At 45.2% G+C, this 15,519-nt stretch carries 14 protein-coding genes; 8 read left to right on the top strand and 6 right to left on the bottom strand.

Going from position 1 to position 15,519, the window contains the following annotated elements; translation table 11 throughout:
* Positions 1-238: 238 nt before the first annotated feature.
* Positions 239-454, bottom strand: a complete 216-nt coding sequence (locus tag HG547_RS09870) for a hypothetical protein (protein WP_169547744.1) — start codon at positions 452-454, stop codon at positions 239-241.
* A 349-nt stretch (positions 455-803) separates the two neighbouring features.
* Here HG547_RS09870 and HG547_RS09865 point away from each other — a divergent pair, with 349 nt between their 5' ends.
* Positions 804-2,900, top strand: a complete 2,097-nt coding sequence (locus tag HG547_RS09865) for a TonB-dependent siderophore receptor (RefSeq protein WP_248278733.1) — start codon at positions 804-806, stop codon at positions 2,898-2,900.
* Positions 2,901-3,164: 264 nt separating this feature from the next.
* Here the strand turns inward: HG547_RS09865 and ggt are convergent, their stop codons facing one another.
* A complete protein-coding gene (gene ggt, locus HG547_RS09860) occupies positions 3,165-4,904 on the bottom strand; it encodes a gamma-glutamyltransferase (RefSeq protein WP_169547752.1) in 1,740 nt (579 codons plus the stop codon).
* Between the two features lie 109 nt (positions 4,905-5,013).
* Between ggt and HG547_RS09855 the strand changes: the two genes are divergently transcribed.
* Entirely contained in the window at positions 5,014-6,282 is a 1,269-nt protein-coding gene (locus HG547_RS09855) for a GNAT family N-acetyltransferase (RefSeq protein WP_169547743.1), read from the top strand.
* Between the two features lie 109 nt (positions 6,283-6,391).
* Here HG547_RS09855 and HG547_RS09850 read toward each other — a convergent pair whose 3' ends face one another.
* Both HG547_RS09850 and HG547_RS09845 read right to left on the bottom strand, forming a co-directional pair.
* Positions 6,392-7,015 (bottom strand): LysE family translocator, encoded by a 624-nt coding sequence (locus tag HG547_RS09850; protein WP_169547742.1) that lies wholly within the window; start codon positions 7,013-7,015, stop codon positions 6,392-6,394.
* Between the two features lie 369 nt (positions 7,016-7,384).
* On the bottom strand, positions 7,385-7,813 hold the full coding sequence (locus tag HG547_RS09845) for a hypothetical protein (RefSeq protein WP_169547741.1): 429 nt from the start codon (positions 7,811-7,813) through the stop codon (positions 7,385-7,387).
* 356 nt (positions 7,814-8,169) lie between these two features.
* Here HG547_RS09845 and HG547_RS09840 point away from each other — a divergent pair, with 356 nt between their 5' ends.
* From HG547_RS09840 to HG547_RS09820, 5 genes are all read left to right on the top strand, one after another.
* Positions 8,170-8,697, top strand: a complete 528-nt coding sequence (locus HG547_RS09840; RefSeq protein WP_248278732.1) for a YbhB/YbcL family Raf kinase inhibitor-like protein — start codon at positions 8,170-8,172, stop codon at positions 8,695-8,697.
* A 10-nt stretch (positions 8,698-8,707) separates the two neighbouring features.
* On the top strand, positions 8,708-9,868 hold the full coding sequence (locus tag HG547_RS09835; protein WP_211164604.1) for an L-dopachrome tautomerase-related protein: 1,161 nt from the start codon (positions 8,708-8,710) through the stop codon (positions 9,866-9,868).
* Positions 9,869-9,892: 24 nt separating this feature from the next.
* On the top strand, positions 9,893-10,354 hold the full coding sequence (locus tag HG547_RS09830; RefSeq protein ID WP_037417625.1) for a VOC family protein: 462 nt from the start codon (positions 9,893-9,895) through the stop codon (positions 10,352-10,354).
* Between the two features lie 88 nt (positions 10,355-10,442).
* Positions 10,443-11,354 (top strand): glycine betaine ABC transporter substrate-binding protein, encoded by a 912-nt coding sequence (locus tag HG547_RS09825; protein ID WP_211164603.1) that lies wholly within the window; start codon positions 10,443-10,445, stop codon positions 11,352-11,354.
* On the top strand, positions 11,351-11,845 hold the full coding sequence (locus tag HG547_RS09820) for an Atu1372/SO_1960 family protein (RefSeq protein WP_144346313.1): 495 nt from the start codon (positions 11,351-11,353) through the stop codon (positions 11,843-11,845). The genes HG547_RS09825 and HG547_RS09820 overlap by 4 nt, the downstream gene beginning before the upstream one ends.
* Positions 11,846-11,939: 94 nt before the next feature.
* Here the strand turns inward: HG547_RS09820 and hppD are convergent, their stop codons facing one another.
* Positions 11,940-12,980: a 4-hydroxyphenylpyruvate dioxygenase gene (gene hppD, locus HG547_RS09815; RefSeq protein ID WP_055647554.1), complete on the bottom strand. Its 1,041-nt coding sequence runs from the start codon at positions 12,978-12,980 to the stop codon at positions 11,940-11,942.
* Positions 12,981-13,095: 115 nt separating this feature from the next.
* Complete coding sequence (locus tag HG547_RS09810) at positions 13,096-14,256, bottom strand: homogentisate 1,2-dioxygenase (RefSeq protein ID WP_169547739.1); 1,161 nt, start codon at positions 14,254-14,256, stop codon at positions 13,096-13,098.
* Positions 14,257-14,472: 216 nt separating this feature from the next.
* Between HG547_RS09810 and HG547_RS09805 the strand changes: the two genes are divergently transcribed.
* Positions 14,473-15,387, top strand: a complete 915-nt coding sequence (locus tag HG547_RS09805) for a LysR family transcriptional regulator (protein ID WP_037417642.1) — start codon at positions 14,473-14,475, stop codon at positions 15,385-15,387.
* The last annotated feature ends 132 nt before the right edge of the window (positions 15,388-15,519 follow it).

Below are 15,519 nucleotides of genomic sequence, written 5' to 3'. Positions count from 1 at the left end.
ATTGTGTTGCTAACCCCTTAGTCAGGCGTTGACCCATAGAAATATTAACCCGAAACTAATGAATTTAAGTAAAAAATCTAGCAAGGTTTTGTCCCAAAGGGAGTCAGTATCTTCTTTAAGATCGACATCCGAAATGACAGTTGAAACCAACACAAATCCAACTGTCTCTTGAAGAGTTCTTCTGGCGAAACAACTTATTGCGATAATATTTTCGCTCTAAATTAACTAGAGCTTGTGACTATTCCTGGGGGATGCTCGGGGTTGTGATATCAGCTTTTAGCACTAAGACAATCAAAAAAATAACGCCCAATAAAGGGAATAATCCCAGTATCGCGCCAAGCATCCCTGTGAGCTTAGGATTTGTCGTTTTTTTGCGACCGAGTGAATAACTCAATATGCCGAAAAACATCATGCTAGAGAAGAGTAACAGCAAAATCAGCAAGAACATTGACACAATAAATTCCTTTTTAATTCATATGTTAGAGCTGGATAATATAGAGTGAGTTAATGCTAAGTCAATCTTATTCATAAGGATTGAACGCATGGCGGTAAGCAATAGGTGAGTTTCATCTATTGCTGAGTGAATCCTAAAGGCCCGTAAAACAGAGAGTATCGAATAAGATCTAGATGGCGATCTAGCTAGCCATGCTACATAAACCAACATTGAGGCCCGCCTTCAGCATGTGATGTTCCCAGCATTTTACGAATTTCAGAGTGTAAATGTAATGAGAATTGTTATCAACTGTGTATTGATAATTATTTTCAATTGGAATACATCTCTCAAACAACAATGATGGGGAATCATGATGCAAAAAACGCTGTTAGCTACACTCATTGCGAGTTTTTTATTCGCACCAAGCACCTACGCAAGTGAAGACAAGTCCGCGACTAATATTGAGGTCATCAGTATCAAGGGAAGTCGTTTAGATAAGGCCGCAACGGCAACCGGGTTACCTTTAACTCTGCGGGAAACGCCACAATCCGTTACCATTATCGATCAAGAGTTTATTCAAAGTTTCTCACTCAATAGTGTCGCGGACTTAATGTTTTTAACCCCTGGCATTTATGCTCAAAAAGCTGAAACCAACCGCTATTTCTTTAGCTCTCGCGGTAATCCCATTACTAATTTCCAGTTTGATGGTGTGCCCGTTAACTATTCGAGTTTCTTTAATGACGCCTCAACTGACACTATATTATTTGACCGCGTAGAAGTGGTCCGTGGAGCAACAGGACTCTTAACAGGAGCGGGCGAACCATCGGCGGCAATTAACCTTATCCGCAAACGTCCTAAAGCGACACCTGGCGGCTATGTCAGCGCAAAAGTCGGTTCATGGGATAGCTACCGCGTTGAAGGCGATGCCTCTGTTGATGTGACGGATAGTGGTGCTGTGCAGGCTCGTTTTGTCGCTGCCTATGAGAAATCAGATAGTTATATTGATCTTGCCAAAGATGAAAACCTCCAAGTTTATGGCGTGATCACGGCAAAACTCAGTGACAGTACCTTATTTACCCTAGGTGCTGATTACAGTGACCGTGATCCAAAAGGCTCAACTTGGGGTGGTCTTCCTCTATTTTATGCGGATGGCAGTTTGGCCAATGATCTACCTCGCTCGACCACAACCGCAGCCTCTTGGTCGAGTTGGCAACGTAATGGCGCGAATGTCTTTGCCACGCTTGAACATGATTTTGATAATAATTGGGACCTTAAATTTGACGTCGAACATCGTGAAGATGAGATGGACGGACACTTGCTGTATCTCTATGGCGCACCGGATAAAACGACAGGGTTAGGAATGGGGGCATCGGCGATGATCTATCAATCGACCCGTAAACAAGATGCAGCGCGACTATTTGCTTCAGGGCCATTTGAGCTCTTTGGTCGCGAGCATAAATTGACTGCGGGTTTATTGTATTCTAAGCAAGACACAACCGCAGATTCCTATTACCCATTGAATAGCATAAGTATTGGTAACTTCTTCGAATGGGATGGCTCAGTTGCCGAACCTAATTATCCGTCGACGCCAATCTATCAAGAAGGTGAGGAAATTCAAAAAGGGGCCTATCTCGCGACCCAAATTAATTTACATGATCAATGGATGTTGTTACTGGGTGGCCGCATTAGCCAATATAAGTTTGAATCAAACGCGGCGGCTGACTACAACAATAGCGATGTTTTTACGCCCTACGCGGGCCTTATATACAACCTGAACGATAGCATCTCGATTTACACCAGTTATACCGAAATTTTCCAGCCACAGGATGCAAAAGACGCGAACAATAAGCGCTTAGATCCCATGACCGGAAATAATATAGAACTAGGTGCGAAAGGGGATTTCTTCGATGAGAAACTGACCGCCAGTATTGCCGTATTTAAAGTGCAAAAGCAAAATGTGGCAGAACGTGACCCAAATTATCCCACACCTCTACCAGATGGTAGCTATCCAATGCGTGGAGTGGACGGAACCACTAACCAAGGTTATGAAGTTGAGTTGAACGGTAGACCAGTAGAAGATTGGGATCTGTTTTTCAGCTATACCCATAGTACATCTGAAGATCAAGACGGGGCAGCCTTTAGCACTCATTTACCGAAGGATCTGATTCGTTTATCCTCGCTTTATCACTTTGATGGTGCACTCGCGGATCTGACAGTCGGTGGTAACTTAAGCTGGCAGAGTAGAATTTACAAAGATGACGCAGGTCCCAATGGCGAGCGTTCCGAGCAAGATAGCTATTATCTAGTCAATCTGATGACAAGCTATCAACTGACAGACGATGCTAAAGTTCAACTAAATATCAATAACTTATTTGATAAAAAATATTACTCCAGCATTGATTTTTACAACCAAGGTTTCTTCGGTGAACCACGGAATATTGAGTTAAACCTAAGCTATAACTTTTAAATAATCATTCCTGTAAGTTAGAGCTGTGAATGCCGTGTCTATTACGACACGGCATTCACATCACTAAGTGATAGGAGATTAGCGAATGTAAAGCCCGACATTTGCTAGTAATAATCTGCTTTTGTCGTTTGCTTGACTCTTGCTGAGAGAGTCGTTATCGCGGCTTAGCTTGAATGCTCAATATCCAGCAGCTTTGCGCTTAGCCTTATCGCTCCAATACATGGCTTCCTTGCCTTTTTACATATCACTTGTATCAATCAGCTATTAGTAACCGACGGCTTCGCTACTTGAATGACGGGGATCGGTAGCGCCAAATATCCCTTGGTCTGTCACCATTATGGATTGAGTGCTACCCATGGCTGATTGCACTTTCACCTTATGGCCTTTGGCTTCTAGTAATGAAATGGTATCGCGGTTCAGGCTGGTCTCGACCCGCAGTTCATCGGGGAGCCATTGGTGATGTACCCGCGCAGCATTGCTGGCTTCGGCAATGTTTAAGCCGTGGTCAATTACGTTCATAATGATTTGCAGCGTGGTGGTAATGATGCGTGAACCGCCTGGGCTGCCCGTTACTAAGAAGGGTTTGCCGTCTTTCATCACTATGGTGGGGCTCATTGAACTTAATGGACGTTTATTACCTTCCACCGCGTTGGCATCGCCACCCACTAAGCCATAACCGTTAGGGGTACCTGGTTTTGCGGAAAAATCATCCATTTCGTTATTGAGTAAAATCCCCGTGCCTTTGGCGACTAAGCCAGAGCCGTAGCTGAAGTTTAAGGTGTAAGTGTTGGACACCGCATTACCCCATTTATCGACCACCGAGAAGTGCGTGGTTTGGTCACTCTCATAGGGCGCTAGATTACCGGGTTTGATTTCTTCGCTTGGCGTTGTTTTGTTCAGGGCAATTTGGCTGGCAATTTTTTGGGCGTAGTCCTTATCCGTTAGTTGCTTGACGGGCACTTTATAAAAATCGGGATCGCCTAAGTATTCGCTGCGATCGGCGTAGGCATGCTTCATGGTTTCAGCCATCACATGGATAGTTTGCGCCGTATTGTGACCGAATTTATCGATAGGGAATTGCTGCAACACATTAAGCATTTCAATAATATGCACACCACCTGAAGATGGCGGTGGCATCGAAACCACCTCATATCCTCGGTATTGACCACGAACGGGTTCACGCTCGACGGCTTTGTAGTGTTTTAGATCTTCTAAGGTCATGATACCGCCAGCTTCTTGCACGGCCTTAACCAGCTTTTCTGCGGTTTCACCTTCGTAGAACCCCTTGGTACCTTTCTCGGCGATGAGTTGCAGGGAGTGGGCGAGTTCTGGCTGCTTTAAAATATCATCCACTTGGAAGTCGCTACCGTCGGCCTTATAGAAGATGGCTGCCGTGCTTGGCCATTGACTCATGCGGCGCTTTAAGCCTGCAAGGGATACTGCCAAATCTGGGCTAACGCTAATCCCTTCCTGTGCCATTTTGATGGCGGGCGCTGTGACCTGTGCCATGGTCATAGTGCCATATTTTTCAAGGGCTAAACTCATGCCCATTACGGTGCCAGGTACACCGACAGCAAGGCCATGTTCACGGCTTAATTTAGTCACCGCATCGCCATTCTCATCGAGGAAAATGTCTTTTTTTGCCTTTGATGGCGCCATTTCCCGATAATCGATAGCGATAGTTTTATTTTCTTTGGCCAGATGAACGAGCATAAAGCCACCGCCGCCAATATTGCCTGCACGGGGTAGGGTAACCGCTAAACTGAATGCCACCGCCACCGCAGCATCGACGGCATTACCGCCTTGTTTCAAGATTTCAACCCCTGTGCGACTGGCCAAGGTTTCTTGGCTGGCGACCATGCCATGTTTTGCCCATACGGGTTGTGCCGTGGCCATTTGGCTGAAAATCGAAGGCTCTTCAGCATGGAGAGTGGGCGAAGACAATAAAGGCAGTGCCATGGCGATGGCGAGAATTAGAGGTCTAAAAGGTACTGCGCGGCGCATATTCAATCCTGAATTTATTTTCATTATGACTATGCAATGTGCCGAGAATTAGGCTTAATTGCAACCTTGGATCTTGGCTTAGTGTGTTTAACGGATAAGAATTCAACGAATGAGACAACTGATTTTGGCCTTTGCCAGCGCGGTGCAGAGTATTGACGCCGATAATTGGGATAGCTTGATGGGGAGGGATAATCCCTTTGTCCGACATGCCTATTTACTGAGCTTAGAGGAGAGTTTGTCGGCCTGCGCCGCCACGGGGTGGCGTCCACATCATCTGTGTGTATTCGACGCCACTGGCAGTGAATTAGCGCAAGAATTAGCGCCTGATACCGTAATCATTAGTCCAAAAGATGCCGCAGATTTTATGGCTTTACCGCTGCTGGCATTGATGCCGCTTTATCAAAAATCCCACTCCTATGGCGAATATGTGTTTGATTGGGCATGGGCGCAGGCCTATGAGCGTCATGGCCTTGAATATTATCCTAAATTATTAAATGCCATCCCGTTTACCCCAGTGCAAGGGCGGCGGATGGGGCTGTCGCCTACGCTTTTGGCAGAGGAGGCGCAGCAGCTAAGTCTTGCCGTATTGTCTTGTTTAAATGGGCAATTAGCGAATGCGGATACGCCTATGTCCTCGTGGCATAGTTTATTTGTCTCGTCTTCGCAGCAAGCGCTATTTGCAGAGGCATCTAATCACACCGCACTTCGGCGTTTAAGCACCCAGTTCCATTGGCATAACCGTGGCTATAAGGATTTTGAAGCCTTTTTAGCGGTGCTGACTTCCCGTAAGCGTAAAAACATCCTCAAGGAGCGCGCTCAGATCCAACCCTATGGATTGCAATATCAATTTGTCGCGGGAGCGGATATTAGCAGTCAGCAATGGCAGCATTTTATTGAATGTTATCAATTAACTTACCTTAAGCGCTCTGGCCATAGGGGTTATTTAACTCCAACATTTTTTAACATGATTGCCGAGCGGTTGGCCGAGCAAATTGTCTTGCTTGTTGTGAGTGATGCGAAAGGGCAGATGTTAGCGGGCGCGCTGTATTTTACGGGGCGCAACGAGCAGGGGCAGACATGCCTGTTTGGTCGTTACTGGGGCAGTATTGTTGAGCTTGAGGGATTACACTTTGAGGCCTGTTATTATCAGGGCATTGAATACTGCATCGCCCATGGGATTGATGTATTTGATGCTGGCGCGCAGGGGGAACATAAAGTGCTGCGCGGTTTTGAGCCTGTGGCACTCTATTCCTATCATAATATTGCCCATCCCGACTTTAAGCGAGCGATTGCTCATTTTACCGAGGAGGAAGCCGCGCAAATGCAAGTGTATATGCAGCAGATGTGTGAAGTGTTGCCCTATAAAAAGGGCCAATAACCACCACAAAAGTGAAGCGTTGCGTCAACAAATGCGTTGCTGCGACGCTAATGGGTCTACATAAAAGAGTGATGTGCTAAGTACATATCACTCAAGAGTGAATACTTGATTAGCTCACCGCTAACCAGATCCCAACGCCAATCATTAGGCTACCGGCGATACGATTTAGCCAACGAATATTATCGCCGCGACTTAAAAATATTCTCAGACTCTTACCGCCACTGGCGTAGGCCAACATGGAAGTAAACTCTGTCAGCATAATAATGCTCAGTAGAGCAAGGAGCTGCGGCGCGACTTCGCGCTCGGCATTAATAAAGGGCGGTAGGAGTGACACCATAAACGCCCAACCCTTAGGGTTGGCAATGGCGGTAATAAAGCCCTGTGAAATTAAGGTAAAGTTACTGGCTCTTGGATTAGTGTCATCATCGCTGAGCATCGCCATCTTGCCTCGAGCGCGCCACATCTGCACACCGATATAGCCTAAGTAAATGCCGCCAACCCATTTAAACACCTGAAAAACCTCAGGATAATTAAGCATGATGCTAGCTACGCCCATGACTGCCGCTGTAGCGACCAAGGCAACTCCCACAAGCTCGCCGAGCATCATCCACAGGGTGCGGCGTACACCAATGCTCATCCCGAGTGTCATGGCGAGTGTCATACACATACCCGGTGTGATAGAAACAAAAAAGAACGTCGGAATAAAAACAGCGAGTAAGGCAAAGTCTGGCATGGTCTAAGCGGTCTATATGAAATTAACTGGAACGCTAGTGTAATGAAAATGCTTAAGTTAGCCAACGTAGACAGGATGATGTTTCTTTTTCTATGGCTGAATGGGGTTACTTACCGCTAACTCTCTGTTTCGAATGAGGGGAGAGAGTGAACCATTAGGATGATTACCAAGAGCTAGTAGTCCAATTTACGAAAAGAACGGTTATGGCTTGTTTAAATAGGATTTCCTGTAAACAAGTCTCTTGTAACCGTATCGTTTAAAGATGAACAGGCTATGCTCGCGTTTTTACATATGATTAACCGTGAACCCAATTAGGCTGATATTGATATAAGACTTTTAAAACAGTGCTTTTTAAATAATCAATTATGTTTAAATGAGCAATTGTGTAACTTCAGGTTCGCATTCGGTATCAATTAAATATACGCATTCTTGGCTAACAATATAATAACTGTATAACTGAGTGTAAATGTGTTTGCCTAGCTCACCATAACAATCAAGCCGGGTATTTTTTACCGACTTCCATATCGGCCATGGCAACCTAAAATATTCACTGCTTGTTGCGCTGATGTTTAGGTCTTCATCTAACGGAAAGGTAATATTACGATTACCAACATGACTCAAATAAGTCTGATAGCTTGATTCATCAACTACCTGTAATCCCGCAATGGTATCGAAATGGATTGTCATGGTCACAGAGTCTTGCTGCCAACTAAGTGTTAATGAAAGATTATCTAGTTGGCAATGAACTAGTGGATAGGGCTGTAGCGGAGTCTTAAGTGGAAACCAAGGCTGATACATGGATTTTTCCTCATTTTTTGAATAGAAAGCAGCTGAATAGAAAGCAGCCTAAGCATAAAGGTCATATTAAGTGGCATTGCAGTTTTATGGCCGCGAGATACGGTAAATTATGTTGATGTGATTTAGTGATTAATATGCAGCATAACTTATTCAATTAAAAAATACCTTAAGAGATTATCTAATAATTTTTGAAACTAATATCAATAAAGCGTGACTTATCAAACTAAGAACTCAGGTTATGCTTGTTCACAATTCTATTTCTATAGTGAGTGAATACGATGATACAAGGATTTTCTACTGCTTATTTGTTTCAATTGTCTCTTATAACCAGTGCTATGTTATTAAGTCCGGTAAGCATGAGTGCGCAAGATAAACCCATTAAAACGACTTCATTAGATAGCGCTACAACGTTTAGCTTGCAGAGTAATTTAACACCTAATGCCTCTATTCCGGCCGATTATTATTGGAATCAATTTGGTTGTTCGGGTGCCAATCTGGCTCCAAAGTTAACCTGGGAGCACGCCCCAAAAGGTACTCAAAGTTTTGCGGTCACTTTTTATGATAAAGATGCCCCCACTGGTAGTGGTTTCTGGCATCGAGTGGTTTACAACATTCCATCACAAATCAATCAATTGGAAGGTGGGGTAAATGGAGGAATATTACCCGTTGAGGCGATTGAGGCCAATACGGATTTAGGTAAGCCAGGATTTTTTGGCCCTTGCCCACCTAAGGGACGTGAACACCGATATGTATGGACGGTGCATGCCTTGGATGTTGCGAAGTTACCGATTGACGCCAATGCTAGTCCCGCCTTAGTGGGTTTTTATCTATGGCAACATCGCCTAGCTGAAGCAAATTTGACTGTATTAGCGGGTTCAAAATAGGAGCAAGCTTATGAAATTTAATTCTTATCACCCCCTCATCGCTTCGCTCGTCATGTTAACAGGCCAAGCATTTATCTCACCTAACCTGATGGCTCAGCAAGCTGCAATACCACAGGCGCAACCTGAGGTTTATGCCACGCTTGATGGTGCTGTTGGCGGCATTAGTTTTACCTCAACTGATAGGCTTATCTTTAGTTATCACCCTTTTTATCAACCTAAAGTCAAGGTGGGTGAATTGTTGGCAGATGGCAAAGTAAACCCATTTCCTAATTCAGATTGGCAACAATGTCATGATCCTCAAGGAAAACCGAAAGATCCTAATACTTGTTTAAATTGGGTTTTAGGTTTGCGAACCGACGATCGGGACCGAGTATGGTTGCTCGATTCTGGCCAAGCTGAACCCCGAATTGAGCCTAAGTTGGTGGCATGGGATACCCGTAAAAATCAATTAGACCGGATTATTCCGTTGCCATTCCCTGTGTCTATTCCTGAATCGCAGCACAATGACTTTGTTATTTCAAACCGTCATCAAGCGATTGTGATTGCTGATGAAGGTATTGCAACTGGTCCTGTTGGTGATAAGGCTGCCTTAGTTGTCGTGGATTTAATCACAGGTAAGAGTCGGCGTGTATTACAGGGGGATACTAGCGTGATGCCTGATCTGAAGCGACCGCTGATTATTGATAGTACCAGTGCCAATCCAAAGCGTATTGACGTGTTTGTTGGCGCCGATGGTATTGCCTTAGACAATGCCCAACATTGGCTTTATTTTGCGCCGATGAATAAGGACAAAGTCTATCGTGTCGCGATGGCAGATCTACTTAACCCGGATCTCAGCCCGAAGGCGCTGTCCGCCAAGGTTGAAGAATACGCGGATAAGCCAAATAACGGCGGGTTAAGTATTGATTCAGCAGATAATCTTTATCTAACCGATGTGGGTGAGCGCGCTATCGGCATTATCCCTGCCACGGGGCGCCAATATCAAACCTATGTGTATGACGAGCGCATGGTGTGGCCTGATGGTGTGAGCTTTGGCAAAGAGGGCTACCTGTATACTGGCGCTGCCCAACTGCCGCTGTCAGCTGCATTAAACAATGGCAAAGCAGAAAATCGTCCACCTTATTATATCTTCCGCTTTAAGCCATTAGCTGCCGGCGTTCCGGGTAACTAACGCTTAAAACCAGGAGTAAATCACATGAATATTGTTGGATTAGACCACTTTACGATCCGTACCCCGATATTGGCTGAAACGGTTCAGTTTTATCAAGTCATCCTTGGGTTAACGCAAGGTTGGCGGCCACGGTTTGGTTTTCCTGGTCATTGGCTTTATGCGCAAGAGAAACCTATTTTGCATTTAGTGGAAGTTGGCAGTCGAGCGTTAGATGCTTATTTGGGCGAGAGCAGTGCACTGTTTGGTTCGGGTCGGGTTGACCACCTTTCTTTTCGGGGGACGAATTTGGCCCAAATGCAGCAGCATCTATGCCGACAACAATGCCCATTTAGGGAGCGAATTGTTCCAGAGATTGGAGAGCATCAATTATTTATTGAAGATCCCAATGGCATTACTGTGGAAATGATTTTTCCCTATGCAAGAGATAACGCCATCGTGGGCGTCGCGATGGAAAGATTGGCAATTTTGCCTGAGGGATCAGCCTAAATGTCGTAAGGCGATCTCGCACGATAGCACAATTGATAACCGTGGGCGTGTTGCCTCATCTAGCTTGTTTTCCCTTGGAGCGATAGCAATGAACTTAATCGATGATCTTCAACAAAAACAATTATGTAATGACCAACATGCCCATCATCATACAATGCCAATTCGTTTAGGTGTAACGGATTTAAGCTTTCATCGGGTAACGGCGGCAGTTGTTGCCCAAGTAATGCGACGGATGGGCAAACAAGTTGAGCTAAGTTATGCCCTGCATGAGGCCAATTTTAATCGGCTCAAGCTTGGGCAGATAGATTTACTTTGCTCGGCTTGGTTACCTCACAGTCATGGCGTGTATCGGCAGGAGGTTGAGACTCAAGCCGCAACGCGTGAATTAGGGCTACATTATGAGCCTTACGCACTTTGGGGTGTACCCGATTATGTGCCTGAAGATGCGGTTTCACGTATTGAAGACTTACTTAAACCTGAGGTAAAACAACGGATGCGGCCGATTATTCAAGGTATTGGTGAAGGTGCAGGTATCACCCGTTTTTCTAAAAATATCATGGCGCAATATGGATTAGCTGCGGCAGGTTATCAGTTTAGAACGGGTACTCAGGCCGATTGTGTGGCGGCATTTGAATCGGCAGTGTCAGTACGGGACTGGGTCATTGTGCCATTGTGGCATCCGCAATTTTTACACCATCAATATGGTATTCGTGATCTTCAGGACTCAAAAGGGTTACTCGGGGGAAAAGATAAAGCGGTTTTGCTCGCCCGTGAACGCGAGTTAGCGATTAATTTCTCGCCTGCACAAATTCAAGTATTTGATAATATAGTGTTATCGAATCAAATTGTTGCAGAACTCGATTATGCGGTTAATCGACAAGGAATGACGGAAGATGAGGCCGCTGCGAACTGGCTGGAAGCCAATCCTTCGCATTTGACGACGTGGTTAGCACCGCTGCTTAATCCTACAAATGCCTCTTCTTCGGAGATGACATTATGATGAATACTCCCGAATCGCGGTTAGTGGCTGCTGGGCTTGAATTACCTGAAGTTGCTGCGGCTCTTGGAAATTACGAACCTTATTCAATTGTTGGTAGCCAATTAATGACTTCGGGTCAGTTTCCCTATTTACAGGGAAAGCTAAAGTATCAAGGACAATTGGGCGCAGATCATACTGTTGGTGAAGGTTACGCGGCCTGTCGTCTTGCTACCCTAAATGCCATAGCGCAATTGAAACAGGCTTGTGGTGAGCTGTCGCGAATAAAACAAATTTACCGCTTAGAAGGGGTGCTAAATGTTCATCAATCTTGCTTTGAACATCCCAAAGCACTCGATGGCGCTTCGGATTTATTGCTCGAGATTTTCGGCGACGCTGGGCGTCACAGCCGAATGATTTGGACTAACCCCGTCATGCCGTTAAACAGTTTATGTTTGGTCTATTTATTTGCCGAGTTACATGAGGATTCTCAACTCGCGCAGCAGACGGCATAAACCTAGCCCATGTTTGCGGTTAAAAAGCTTAGCGATAAAAATGCTGCTCGCAGTAAAGCGAGCGGCATCATTCAATCTATCTCGCTCACTGTTGTTACAGTACGCCGCGGCGCATTTGATCGCGCTCAATCGATTGGAACAGGGCAGTAAAGTTACCTTCACCAAAACCTAAGTTGTTCTTACGTTGAATGATTTCGATAAAGATTGGGCCAAACAGGTTCTTAGTGAAGATTTGCAATAAATAGCCTGATTCGTCACCGTCCACTAGAATTTGGTGATGCTTGATACGTTCACGGTTTTCGGTCACTTGCGGGACTTTATCGAAAATGGTGTCGTAATATTCGGGAATAATATCCAAGCATTGAATCGAGCTACCTTCCATTGCATCCAGAGATTTAACGATATCGCGGCTTCTAAAGGCTAAGTGTTGTACACCTGGACCATTGTATTCCTTCAGGTATTCATCGATTTGGTTCTTATCGTTGCCTTTACCTTCGTTAATCGGAATACAGAAACTGCCATCGGGTGAACGCAGGGCGTAGGACACCAGTGCGGTTTGCACGCCGCTGATGTCGAAGTAACGTACTTCAGTAAAACCAAAGATGTTTTTGTAGAAGTTCGCCCAATGCTCCATGGTGCCTTTATAGACGTTATTGGTTAAGTGATCGACTTCGATAAAGCCTTTCTCTTGGGTGATGACTTGCTCGCTTAAGTCTTCAAAGTCAGTGGCATAGATATTGTTGTCGGCACCAAAGGTGTCGATAAAATAAATTAAGCTATCGCCAATACCATAAATCGCCGGATAGGGCAGATCTTTAGCCGAATCATCGGCCGCTTTGGCGCCGCGCTCCACCGCTACGCGGTGAGCAAAGCTGGCATCTTCCACACGCCAGCCCATAGAGCAAATAGCAGGACCGTGGGATTTGGCAAATTTTGCCGAAAACCCTTCGCGCTCCTTATTGAGCAGGAAGTTAATATCATTTTGTTTATAGTACAAAATATCTTTATTCTTGGCTTTTTTCAGCAATGAAAAACCAAAATCGATAAACACTTTGTGCATAAAATCGCTGTCGGGGCTGGCGAATTCGGTAAATTCGATACCTAATAAGCCCAGTGGATTGAGTTCGCTTGCCATGATCTGTTCCTCTTGATTAATTCAACACGCAGTCACTCTTTTTGCCTTGTTTGCAGTGGTGACTTACGGCTAGTTGCTTAGTTAATAAACCCTTCACTAGTTCTGCCGAGCAGATTTAGTTTTCTAGCCAGGAGCGGTTGTAGTCTTTACTCATGCAATTTTGCACATGTTCGGTTAGTTTCAGTGGGGCGAAGGTGTCCACCATCACTGCATATTCATAGGTTTCTTTTTTGCCAATAGAGGCTTCGGTGCGGCCGGGCTGCGGGCCGTGCGCTACGCCTTTTTGGTGTAGAGTAATGTAGCCAGCTTCAATCCCGGTGCGGCTCATAAAGTCGCCATCGACGTAGTACAGTACTTCGTCACTATCGATGTTGTTGTGGTAGTAAGGCGCGGGGATGGCACGCTCATGGAAGTCATAGGGGCGCGGCACAAAGTTACATACCACAAAGTTGTGGGCGGTAAACACTAAGTGATCTGACGGCGGCAAGTGAATTTTGCCAACTTTAGGCGCGTATTCGGTGATGTTAAATGCCCAGGGGTAAACACAACCGTCCCAACCTACAAGGTCAAAGGGATGCCATTCTAGCGTTGTCAGCTGGTACTTATCGCCAAATTTACACACCAGCGGGAAGGCGCCGCGTTCAACTACGGCAGCTTGCAATACTGGCGTGCGTAGATCGCGTTCACAGTAGGGGGCTGATTCGAGTAACTGGCCGTATTCATTACGGAAATGCTTTGGCACTTCCACCATTGAAAAGGCTTCAATCACGAATAAACGTACATTGCTGTAATCGTTAAATTTGAGCTGATGTGTGGTGCCGCGGGGGATCACTAAATAATCCCATTTTTTAATCTCTAGGGTGCCATATTCACTGTAGAGCGTGCCTTCACCTTCGTGTACAAACACTACTTCATCGGCGTAGGCATTACGGTAAAACTCCGGCGTGTCTTGGGTGACTTTTGCGGTGTAAAGTGCCACATCATTGTTATAAAAGATTTTGTTGCGGGCGCTAAAGAAGTTGCCTTCACGATCGGCTGTGCGCGAATCCAGTTTATAGTTTTGGACTAATGAATCATCCCATTGGGCACCGTGACCGAGGTGGTAGGGCGCGACTTCCAATGCCTTCGTCGGCATATTGTGGTGATATTTATTCGAGTAAATATTGGAAAAACCATGGGTTGAAAACAGCTCCTCACGGTATAGCTCGCCGTTTTCCTTCTCAAATGCGATATGGCGCTTATGGGCTACTTGGCCTTGTTTCACATAAAATGGCATGGTGGATCCTTGAGTTTTATGCGCTGTGAGCTGTGCCTACAGCGCTTATTGTTATGTTGCAAGTTGCATTACTGTGATCTTCTTATCAATTTAGTTGCTTAGATGAACAAAAAAAAGAATAATAAATCTGTCATCTCAATCTAAAAAATAGATGGTATTAACTACTTTACGCTTCGTTGCGATTGCGTGACATTTTTATTCGGCCAAGGAGTCCCCATGCGCATCGATATTGATGCTTTTAATGTGCTGCAAGTGCTGGTGGAAGAGGGTAGTTTTGCTAAGGCTGCCGAGCGTTTGCATAAGGCGCAATCGGCGGTGAGCTATCAGGTTAAAAAGCTAGAGGAACATTTAGGTGTGCAGCTTTTTAGCCGTGACCAATACCGAGCAGAGTTGACAAGTGAAGGGCGGGTGATCTTGGCCGAGGGACAAAGACTGTTACAACACCTTGCCAATATTGAACATCTAGCCAGTCGTTTTAGTGAAGGTTGGGAGCCAAAACTTGAGTTAGTGATCGATGGCGCCTTGCCGATGGAGCCGATTATGACGGCGCTGAAACGAATGGCTGAGCATCAAATCCCGACAAAAATTCAGCTTAATATGGAGTTTTTGGGCGGTGTACAGCATAGATTCGAACGTGATAATGCGGATCTGATGTTAGTTAAAGACTATCGCACCGGCCCCTATTATCATCCACAGCCGCTGCCAGCGATTACTAGCGTGCTGGTGACTAGCGCGTCACATCCGTTGGCACAATTAAACAAAATCAGTTTATCCGAGTTACAGCAGCACGTTGAGTTGACTATCGAAGATTCCTCTCCCAATAAAACCTATCGAGATGAGCTGCAATTCGGCGGTGATAAAGTGTTTTATCTTTCTGGTTTTATTATGAAAAAGAATGCGTTATTAAAAGGACTCGGCTTTGGCTGGCTGCCAGACTTTTTAGTGCAAGAGGAACTTTTGAGCGGTGAGTTGGTGGAGGTCGACTTTGTCGGTGGCAGTCGTTATACCTTTATCCCCCAATTAGTGTCGACGCTTGAGCGGCCCCTAGGGCGTGCGGGTAAGCTATTTACTGAGTTGATTTTAGAGGAATTTGCTAAAGCAGAGCAGTTTAACGGCGTTGGATTAGGATAAACCTCATATTACGAAATGATTTGAAACAACGAGAACAATAAAAATAATCGCCTTTTGACATTTTATGTCATAAAGTAACTCACAGAAGTGGGCGATGTGGATGTAGTACGCCCAGTCAATAAGGACCGACAG

The sequence above is a fragment of the Shewanella sp. DNRA4 genome, from assembly GCF_012843185.1.
Taxonomy (GTDB): Bacteria; Pseudomonadota; Gammaproteobacteria; order Enterobacterales; family Shewanellaceae; genus Shewanella; species Shewanella xiamenensis.
This window is presented reverse-complemented; position numbering and strand designations above follow the sequence as displayed.

Coding starts and splice junctions, on each gene's coding strand:
- HG547_RS09865 (WP_248278733.1), top strand. CDS start 804: ATGATGCAAAAAACGCTGTTAGCTACACTCATTGCGAGTTTTTTATTC.
- ggt (WP_169547752.1), bottom strand. CDS start 4,904: ATGCGCCGCGCAGTACCTTTTAGACCTCTAATTCTCGCCATCGCCATG.
- HG547_RS09855 (WP_169547743.1), top strand. CDS start 5,014: ATGAGACAACTGATTTTGGCCTTTGCCAGCGCGGTGCAGAGTATTGAC.
- HG547_RS09850 (WP_169547742.1), bottom strand. CDS start 7,015: ATGCCAGACTTTGCCTTACTCGCTGTTTTTATTCCGACGTTCTTTTTT.
- HG547_RS09845 (WP_169547741.1), bottom strand. CDS start 7,813: ATGTATCAGCCTTGGTTTCCACTTAAGACTCCGCTACAGCCCTATCCA.
- HG547_RS09840 (WP_248278732.1), top strand. CDS start 8,170: ATGAGTGCGCAAGATAAACCCATTAAAACGACTTCATTAGATAGCGCT.
- HG547_RS09835 (WP_211164604.1), top strand. CDS start 8,708: ATGAAATTTAATTCTTATCACCCCCTCATCGCTTCGCTCGTCATGTTA.
- HG547_RS09830 (WP_037417625.1), top strand. CDS start 9,893: ATGAATATTGTTGGATTAGACCACTTTACGATCCGTACCCCGATATTG.
- HG547_RS09825 (WP_211164603.1), top strand. CDS start 10,443: ATGAACTTAATCGATGATCTTCAACAAAAACAATTATGTAATGACCAA.
- HG547_RS09820 (WP_144346313.1), top strand. CDS start 11,351: ATGATGAATACTCCCGAATCGCGGTTAGTGGCTGCTGGGCTTGAATTA.
- hppD (WP_055647554.1), bottom strand. CDS start 12,980: ATGGCAAGCGAACTCAATCCACTGGGCTTATTAGGTATCGAATTTACC.
- HG547_RS09810 (WP_169547739.1), bottom strand. CDS start 14,256: ATGCCATTTTATGTGAAACAAGGCCAAGTAGCCCATAAGCGCCATATC.
- HG547_RS09805 (WP_037417642.1), top strand. CDS start 14,473: ATGCGCATCGATATTGATGCTTTTAATGTGCTGCAAGTGCTGGTGGAA.